This window comes from Actinomadura viridis (assembly GCF_015751755.1).
GTDB classification, from domain to species: domain Bacteria; phylum Actinomycetota; class Actinomycetes; order Streptosporangiales; family Streptosporangiaceae; genus Spirillospora; species Spirillospora viridis.
On sequence record NZ_JADOUA010000001.1, the window covers coordinates 5,390,099 to 5,398,310 of the forward strand.

Annotated in this window: 8 protein-coding genes and 1 pseudogene; 2 read left to right on the top strand and 7 right to left on the bottom strand. The window is 74.5% G+C overall.

Going from position 1 to position 8,212, the window contains the following annotated elements; translation table 11 throughout:
- Nucleotides 1–803: 803 nt before the first annotated feature.
- Nucleotides 804–1,427: pseudogene (locus IW256_RS41435) on the top strand (ATP-binding cassette domain-containing protein); the annotation flags it as partial.
- A 228-nt stretch (nucleotides 1,428–1,655) separates the two neighbouring features.
- Here IW256_RS41435 and IW256_RS24585 read toward each other — a convergent pair.
- The 4 genes from IW256_RS24585 to IW256_RS24600 form a co-directional block, all read right to left on the bottom strand.
- Complete coding sequence (locus IW256_RS24585) at nucleotides 1,656–2,261, bottom strand: response regulator transcription factor (RefSeq protein WP_197013227.1); 606 nt, start codon at nucleotides 2,259–2,261, stop codon at nucleotides 1,656–1,658.
- Nucleotides 2,262–2,640: 379 nt separating this feature from the next.
- Complete coding sequence (locus tag IW256_RS24590; RefSeq protein WP_197013228.1) at nucleotides 2,641–3,624, bottom strand: ornithine cyclodeaminase family protein; 984 nt, start codon at nucleotides 3,622–3,624, stop codon at nucleotides 2,641–2,643.
- A gap of 46 nt (nucleotides 3,625–3,670) precedes the next feature.
- The gene (locus tag IW256_RS24595; RefSeq protein ID WP_197013229.1) at nucleotides 3,671–3,922 is read right to left on the bottom strand and encodes a hypothetical protein; all 252 of its coding nucleotides are present in this window, start codon (nucleotides 3,920–3,922) and stop codon (nucleotides 3,671–3,673) included.
- A gap of 5 nt (nucleotides 3,923–3,927) precedes the next feature.
- On the bottom strand, nucleotides 3,928–5,157 hold the full coding sequence (locus IW256_RS24600; RefSeq protein WP_197013230.1) for a serine/threonine-protein kinase: 1,230 nt from the start codon (nucleotides 5,155–5,157) through the stop codon (nucleotides 3,928–3,930).
- 250 nt (nucleotides 5,158–5,407) lie between these two features.
- Between IW256_RS24600 and IW256_RS24605 the strand changes: the two genes are divergently transcribed.
- Nucleotides 5,408–6,502 (top strand): S1 family peptidase, encoded by a 1,095-nt coding sequence (locus tag IW256_RS24605; RefSeq protein ID WP_197013231.1) that lies wholly within the window; start codon nucleotides 5,408–5,410, stop codon nucleotides 6,500–6,502.
- A 63-nt stretch (nucleotides 6,503–6,565) separates the two neighbouring features.
- Here the strand turns inward: IW256_RS24605 and IW256_RS24610 are convergent, their stop codons facing one another.
- Genes IW256_RS24610 through IW256_RS24620 form a run of 3 tightly spaced genes read right to left on the bottom strand, consistent with a single transcriptional unit; the run spans nucleotide 6,566 to nucleotide 8,202 of the window.
- The gene (locus IW256_RS24610; protein WP_197013232.1) at nucleotides 6,566–7,306 is read right to left on the bottom strand and encodes a thioesterase II family protein; all 741 of its coding nucleotides are present in this window, start codon (nucleotides 7,304–7,306) and stop codon (nucleotides 6,566–6,568) included.
- Nucleotides 7,303–7,989 (bottom strand): GNAT family N-acetyltransferase, encoded by a 687-nt coding sequence (locus tag IW256_RS24615; RefSeq protein ID WP_307829032.1) that lies wholly within the window; start codon nucleotides 7,987–7,989, stop codon nucleotides 7,303–7,305. The genes IW256_RS24610 and IW256_RS24615 overlap by 4 nt, the downstream gene beginning before the upstream one ends.
- Nucleotides 7,990–8,202: an MbtH family protein gene (locus IW256_RS24620; protein ID WP_197013233.1), complete on the bottom strand. Its 213-nt coding sequence runs from the start codon at nucleotides 8,200–8,202 to the stop codon at nucleotides 7,990–7,992. It abuts the gene before it with no gap.
- Nucleotides 8,203–8,212 lie beyond the last annotated feature (10 nt).

Consider the following 8,212-nt stretch of genomic DNA (forward strand, 5'->3'; position numbering starts at 1 on the left):
GGTCGGCGCTGGAGGCGCTGCCGGTGCTGCTGTTCGGGCAGGCCGTCGGGCGGGCGGTGGAGGCGTTCGCGGGCGGGCGGCCGGGCACCGCGGCGGCCTGGCTGGCCGCCCTGGGAGCGTCGGCGCTGGCGGGCGCGGCGGGCGCGCGGCGCCTGTACGCGCCGCTGGCCGAGATCGTCGAGCCGCTGCGGGACGAGCTGGTGCGCGGGGTGGCGCGGGGGGCGCTGCGGCGCTCGGCGGCCGGCCGTCCCGACACCGGCGCGGTCGCCCGGCTCACCCACCAGGTCGAGATCGTCCGCGACACCTTCGGCGGGATCCTGGTGGTGCTGCGCGGCTTCCTGTTCTCCGTGGCCGGGGCGCTGGTGGGCCTGGCGACGCTGATGCCCGAGATCGTGCTGCTGGTCGTGCCGCCGCTGCTGCTGGGGCTGGCGCTGTTCACCGCCGTGTTCGGCGCCGCCGCCGTCCGGCAGCGCGCGCTGGTGGTGGGCGAGGAGGAGATCGCCGAGCGGACCGCCGCGATCGCCGGGGGCCTGCGGGACGCCGTCGCCTGCGGGGCCGAGGAGCGGCTGCGCGCGGACCTGGGCCGCGCGGTGGACGGGCAGGCCGCGGCCGGGCGCGCGGTGGCGCGGCTGGCGGCGGTGCGCGCCCTCGCCCTGGCGATCGGCGGCTGGCTGCCGCTGCTGCTGATCCTGGCCGCCGCGCCCTGGCTGTCCCGCCGGGGCGCCACGGCGGGCACGCTGATCGGAGCGCTGACCTACGTCCTGCACGGCCTGCAGCCGGCGCTGCGGACGCTGGTGCAGGGCATGGGCTCCAGCGGGCTGCGCCTGGCGGTCACCCTCGGCCGCCTCCGCGAGACCGACGCCCCGGACGGTGACGTCAGGCCCCTCGGGGACGTACCGGACACCGCGACGACCTCGGGCACCTCGGGCGCCGTGGAGATCGCAGAGGTCGCGGACACCGCGGGGACGGCCGTGGAGCTGCGCGGCGTCACGTTCGCCTACGGGCCCGGCGCCGAGCCGGTGATCCGCGACCTGGACCTGACCGTTCCGTACGGGGACCACCTGGCCGTGGTCGGTCCCAGCGGCATCGGCAAGTCCACGCTCGCCTCGCTCGTCGCGGGCGTGCTGACGCCGGGGGCGGGCGAGATCAGGGTGGGCGGGCGGCCTGCGGGCGACACCCGGCGGCGGGTGCTCATCCCGCAGGAGGCGCACGTCTTCACCGGGTCCCTCCTGGACAACCTGACCTACCTGGCCCCCGGCGCCGGCGGGGCGGCGGTGGAGCGGGCGGTGGCGGCGATCGGCCTGGAGCGCCTGGTGGAACGGCTGGGCGGTCTCGGGGCGCGGGTCGATCCGGCCGCGCTGGCGGCGGGCGAGCGCCAGCTCATCGCGCTGGCCAGGGCCTACCTGGCCCCGATGCCGCTGGTCATCCTGGACGAGGCGGGCGGCCGGCTCGACCCGGCCGCCGAGGCACGGGCCGAGCTGGCGTTCGCCCGGCGGCCGGGCACGCTGATCGTCATCGCGCACCGGATCAGCTCCGCGCTGCGCGCCCGCCGCGTCCTGCTCCTGGACGGGACCCGCGCCCACCTGGGCCGGCACGCGGAGCTGCTGGCCACCGCGCCGCGCTACCGGGAGCTGGTCGGGCACTGGGACGCGGGCTCACAGCCAGCCCGCCTCCTCGGCGATCCGGATGGCGTGCACCCGGTTGCGCGCCCCGATCTTCCGGTTGATCCGGGAGAGGTGGTTGCGGACCGTCCCGATGGTGAGCACCAGGGACTGGGCGATCTGCGCGGCTGAGTCGCCCCGCGAGGCCATCCGCAGCACCTCCAGCTCGCGTTCGGTGAGCGGGTTGCGCGCGGCGCCCAGCTCGGTGAAGGCCAGGTCGGGGTCGATGACGCGCTCGCCGCGCGCCACCCGTCGGATCACCGTGACCAGCCGGGCCGGGGAGGTGTCCTTCAGCAGCAGGCCGGCCGCCCGCACCTCGGCGGCCCGCCGCAGGTCGCCGGGGCGGCACCGGGAGGCCATCAGGAGGCTGGAGCACTCGGGCAGGACCTCGCGCAGGGCGCCCGAGAGGGTGAAGCCGTCCACGCCGGGCAGCCCGACGTCGATCAGCGCGACGTCGGGCCGCAGCCCGCGTCCGAGCGCGGCCACCCGCTCCCCCGTGCCCAGCGCGGCGACGACCTCGATGCCGCGGACCTCGCCGAGGGTCGCGACGAGCCCGCTGCGCACCAGCGGGATCTCCTCGGCGATCAGAATCCGGATCATGTTCCCTCTCCATTGACTCGCCTTTTCGCGGCGGGGAGTGCGAGACCGGCCGGGACGGCGTTCACGGAGATCGGGAGATCGGGAACGCCCCGGGAGCGGGACCGGAGGCTCGCCATGCGACTCAGGGCACCATGAACCTCCTTTGTCCGTTTCGTACTCATTCATTCGCTCGTTCCCATAAGCGGCGAAAAGGGGAACGTCAGGAAACCTGCGACCATGCCTCATCGAGTGAAGACAAATGACGGCGCCGAGTCAACCGGTATCGGCACAAAGGGTGATCGTTCAGTCACCGAGGAAGGCGCCGTTCCCGGGCTCGGGCACACCATTGTTCGGAATGGCCGCCGGAGCCCGCCCGGCGATTACACGCCGGTGAACGATTTCACGAAAGAAAGTCGAAGGTGTGGCCGACACCGGCACCCCGGGGACCGTCCGCGCCGGCCCCGGCACCCGCCGCGGCGTGGTAGGCGGTCCAGGCGACGGCGAGGTCCTGCCAGGGCAGGCCGACCGGGGCGTACACGGTGATCTCGCTGTCCTTGACGCGCCCGGGGGCCTGGCCGCACAGCAGGTCGCTCAGCGTCCCGGCGGCGTGCTCGACCCCGAGCCCGGCGTTGGCCAGCACGCCCATCTCCACCGCGAGCGGGATGTCGTCGACCACGACCCGGGCGCCCTTCAGCAGGTCCGCCGCCAGCTCGCTCTTGCCGGGCTCGTCGGCGCCCAGCGAGGTCACCTGGGTGCCCGGCGCGATGTCGGCGGCGTGCAGGAGCGGGCGCCGCGACCAGGTCGCCACGATCACGATCTCGGCGCCGTGCACGGCGGTCCGCAGGTCGGGCGCCACCGAGGCGGGCGCCCCCAGCAGCGCTCCGTGCCGCCGCGCGAAGTCGGCCGCGCGGTCGGCGTCGATGTCGAAGACCGTCAGCGCGCGCACGGCCCGCAGCCGCGACAGCCCGCGCATGACCAGTTCGGACTGGGCGCCGGCACCGATCACCGTGAGGGTCTCGGCGTCCCGGCGGGCCAGGGCGTGCGTGCCGAGGGCGGCGGCCAGCCCGGTCCGCCACGCGGTGACGGTGGCCGAGTCCAGCAGGGCCAGCAGCTCGCCGGTGTCCAGGTCGTGCAGGCACACCACGCCGCGCAGCGCCGGACGCCGCCCCGGGAACTTGGCGTTCACCTTGACCGTGTACGCCGGGACGCCCTCGACCAGGCCGGGCAGCAACGCGGTGGCGCCGCCGGGGCCGGGCAGCGAGGTGACCGTACGGCGCGGCGCGACCTCGGCGGGCGCGGCGGTGAACCCCCGGCGCAGCGCGGCCACGCAGTCGGCGGGGTCGAGCAGGCCCTCGAGATCGGAACGGCTCAGCAGCAAGGTCACCTGATCATTCTCGGGGTGGCCGGGACCGCGCGTCGAGATGAAACTTTCACTTTTTCGGGCGAGTCAGGCCCACCAGGACCGCGAAGACGGCGATGACGTCCGCGTACACGAGAAAGGAGACGAGCGCTTCCCGTTCCATGCCCGCCACGAGGAATCCGACCACGAACGGCAGGCACAGGAACGAGGGCAGCACCGTCCCCACCACGACGGGGAGCCGTGTCCGCAGCCTGCGTCCGATGGGCGTGTTCAGGGTGGCGACGTAGAGGGCCACGATCAGCACGAGGACCGGCAGCATCATCAGGGTCAACGGTTCCCACCCGCCCTGAGCCGCAGGAGAAGGGCGGCGGCGACGCCCATCACCAGGATGAGCACCTGTACGGCGATGAGGGCGTCCAGCTCGGGCGCGCGGCGGAACGCTTGGACGGCCATGGCCACGCCGACCAGTACCTGCAGCAGCGTGCCGGCGAAGAAGACCCCCATCCCGAGCGGCCGGGGAGCGTCCGGCGCCTCCTCCGGCAGGCGCGGGCGGGTCGGGCCGGGCTCCGGTGGAGGCGCGGTCGGCCAGGGCGGCGGCGGCGGGCCGGGCGCCTGTCCCGGAGGAACGGAACCGTGCGCCTGGGGAACGGGACCGTACGGCGGCGCGGATCCCGGCGGCACGGATCCCGGCGGCGGCACGGATCCCGGCGGCGGCACGGATCCCGGCGGCGGCGCGGTGGCGCGCGCCGGGGCGTCGCCGAGCAGTTCGGCCAGGACCTCCGACATCGTGGGACGCCGCTCGGGCGCCTTTGCCAGGCAGGCTGCCAGCAGGTCGCGCCGGTTCTCCGGCAGCGCCGACAGGTCGGGGTCGACGTGCAGGACGCGGTGCAGCACGGCCGGGATGCCGTCGGTGCCGAACGCCGGACCGCCGGTCGCGGCGAAGGTCAGCGTGACCGCCCAGGAGAACACGTCCGAGGGCGGGCCGATGTCCCCGCCCGCCACCTGCTCGGGCGACATGTACGCGGGGGTGCCCACGATCCCGCTGGACAGCGTGGTCGTCGCCGTCAGCGCCCGCGCGATCCCGAAGTCGATCACCCGGGGGCCGTCGGTGGACAGCAGGACGTTGGAGGGCTTGAAGTCGCGGTGGACGATGCCCGCCCGGTGGATGCCCTTCAGCGCGGCGGCCGTGCCGATGGCCAGCCGTTCCAGACTGCCGTGGTCGCGCGGCCCGGTGCGGCGGACCAGATCGCTCAGCGACTCGCCCTCGACGTACTCGCTGACGATGTACGGGCGGTCGCCGGCGACGTCGGCGGCCAGGACGCGGGCCGTGCAGTACGGCTCGACCTCGCGCGCGACCGCGCTCTCCCGCAGGAACAGGCGGCGTGCCCGTTCGTCGCCGGCCAGGCGGACGTGCAGGGTCTTGACCGCGACCCGCGTGCCGGACCGGTCCTCTCCGAGATAGACCGTGCCCTGGCCTCCCTCGCCGAGTAACGCCAGCAGCCGGTAGGGGCCGATCGTCCGGGGGTCGTCGGCGCGAAGTTCCGCGGGATTCCGCACCCGCTGATCATAGGAAAGGTCAGGGAGTCGTCACCATACGGGCAAGTCCGGAACCCCCGAAGGGGGCGCGATGGCCCCCGAAGAAGGTCATCTTTCCCTCCTGGTCACGGACCATCCCGCACCCGATCTGCCAACGCGCCGCAGGATTTTAGGCACTTTATCGACTTTCCGGGACGATCGTGATTCTCCGAGCATGTGCGGTGACCTCCGGCGCGCCACCCGGGCGCGCCCAACCCCCACTGGAGGCTCAGTGAAACACCGTCATGCCCGCATCCGCGGGACCGCGGCCCTCGGTGCCGCCACCGGTCTGGTGGCCACCGCCCTCGTCGCCGTACCGGCCGCGCACGCCGCGCCCGGTGCACCGGCCGGGCCCGCGGCACCCCCCGCACCGACCCCGCAGGCGAGCACGGCCAAGACGGCCCGCACGCTCGCGGACACGCTCGGCACCCGCAGCGCCGGCGCGTACCTCGACAAGGCCACCGGGAAGCTGGTGGTCACCGTGACCGACGCCGGAGCCGCGAGCACCGTGCGCGCCGCCGGCGCCGAACCCCGCACGGTCGAGCGCAGCGGCGCCGACCTGAAGAAGGTCATGGCCGCGCTCAAGCGCGACGCGACCGTCCCCGGCACCGCGTGGGCCGTGGACCCGGTGTCCAACCAGGTCGTGCTGTCGATGGACAGCACGGTCAGCGGCGCAAAGCTCAAGAAGGTCAAGGCCGCGGCGGGCAAGCACGGCGCCGCGGTGCGCACGAGGACGGTCGCGGGCGAGTTCCGCACCTTCACCGCCGGTGGCGAGGCCATCTACACCGGCGGCGGGCGCTGCTCGCTCGGCTTCAACGTGACCAACGGCAGCGAGTACTTCTTCCTGACCGCCGGCCACTGCACCGACATCGGAGGCGCCTGGTACTCCGACGCCGGCAACACCCAGAAGCTGGGCGACACCGACGGGAGCAGCTTCCCCGGCGACGACTACGGCATCGTCAAGTACAGCGGCGCGCCCGCCGACACCCAGGGCGTCGTGAGCCTGTACGGCGGCACGCAGGACATCACGGGCGCGGGCGACGCCACGGTCGGCCAGGCCGTGACCCGCAGCGGCAGCACCACCCAGGTCCACGAGGGCGAGGTGACGGCGCTCGACCAGACGGTGAACTACGCCGAGGGCACCGTCAGCGGCCTGATCGAGACGACGGTGTGCGCCGAGCCCGGCGACAGCGGCGGCTCGCTGTTCGCCGGCTCCACCGCCCTGGGCCTGACCTCGGGCGGCAGCGGCAACTGCTCCAGCGGAGGGACGACGTTCTTCCAGCCGGTGGGCGAGGCGCTCAGCGCGTACGGAGTCGACATCTACTGATCCATCGGTGAACGGCCGATCCGGTCGATGTCCCCGGAGGCCCCTGATCCCAGCGCGCGGGGATCAGGGGCCGACGGGCACCTCCAGCGTGCGCAGCACCTCGCCGATCACCTCGGACCGGTGCGCCGTCAGGTAGAAGTGGTCGCCGGGCCAGACCCGCACGTTGCACGGCCCCGCGTCGGTGACCTGGCGCCACTTCGCGGCGGCGCCGGGATCGGCGTGCGGGTCGGAGTCGCCGGCCAGCACGGTCACCGGGACGTTCAGGCGCGGCTCGGGCCGGTACCGGTAGCCCTCGATGAGGGCGAAGTCGTTGCGCACGTACGGCAGCACCAGCTCCCGCAGCTCCGGGTCCCGGAGCACCTCCGCGTCGGTGCCGCCCAGCTCGGCCAGCGCCTCGACCAGGCCGTCGTCGTCGCGGCCGGCGACACGGTCCTCGCCCCGGTCGTGCGGGGGGCGGGCACCGGAGGCGAACAGGTGGACCGGGGGCGTGCCGCGTTCCTGCAGGAGCCGCGCGACCTCGTAGGCGACCACCGCGCCCATGCTGTGCCCGAACAGCGCGAACGGCCGGTCCAGCAGCGGCGCCATCGCCCCGGCGATCAGGTGGGCGAGCCGGTGCGCGTCGGAGACCATCGGCTCGGACATCCGGTCGGCCCGCCCCGGGTACTGCACCGCGTGCAGCTCGACCGCGGGGCCGACCTCGCGGGCCCAGGTCCGGTAGAACACCGCCGAGCCGCCCGCGTGCGGCAGGCAGAACAGCCGCAGCGACGCCCAGGGCCGGGTCTCCACGCAACGGAACCAGCTCACCGGATCAACTCCTCCTCTTCGGCGGCACCCGTACGGCCCGGTCCCGGGACGGGACGCGGATCGCACGGCAGCGGCCACGGCGCCAGCCGCGGGTCCGGCACGCGCTTGGGCCGGGTCGACTCGCCCGCCACGGTGAACCCCCGTCGCCGGTAGTTGGCCATCGCGCTCGGGTGATCGAGCGTACTGGTCCGCAGCCACACCCGGGTAGCGGGTCCGGCGTGCCGGGCCCATGACCGCCCGCGCTGCCAGGCCCTCCGCACGCACTGCTCGACCAGGTGACCGCCGTACCCGCGGCCGACGAACGCCGGGGTGAGCCCCACCAGGTGCACCTCGGTGTCCCCGCCGGGCTGCGCCTCCAGTTCGAAGAACCCCGCGACCGTGCCGTCGGCCATGGCCAGCCAGGTGCTCAGCTCGGGCCGCTCGACCCACGCCCGCCAGTCCTCGTGCGACCAGGGGAACCGGTCGGTCCAGCACACCCGGGCCCCCACGGCCGCGTACAGCGCGCGGCTGACGTCGGCCGACGGGCGGCGGGCCAGGGTGAAGGTCATCGCGGTCCCCGGCGGCGGCGCGGGCCGCAGGTCGGCGCTGTCGCGCATCTCCATCGCCCACTCGGTCACGGCCGGGATCTCGACCACCGCGGTCCCGGCGGCCGGTTCCCCGGGGAACGCGTCGCCGCCGGCCACCTATCTGTCGCCCATCGCCTCGATCAGGCTCGCGGGCCGCATGTCGGTCCAGTGCTCCTCGATGTAGTCCAGGCACGCCTGGCGGCCGTCCTCGTCCTTGGCGACCGTCCATCCGGCGGGGACCTGGGCGAACGACGGCCACAGCGAGTGCTGGCCCTCGTCGTTGACCAGGACGAGGTAGGTGCCGTCGGGGTCCTCGAAGGGGTTGGTCATCGGTCTTCCT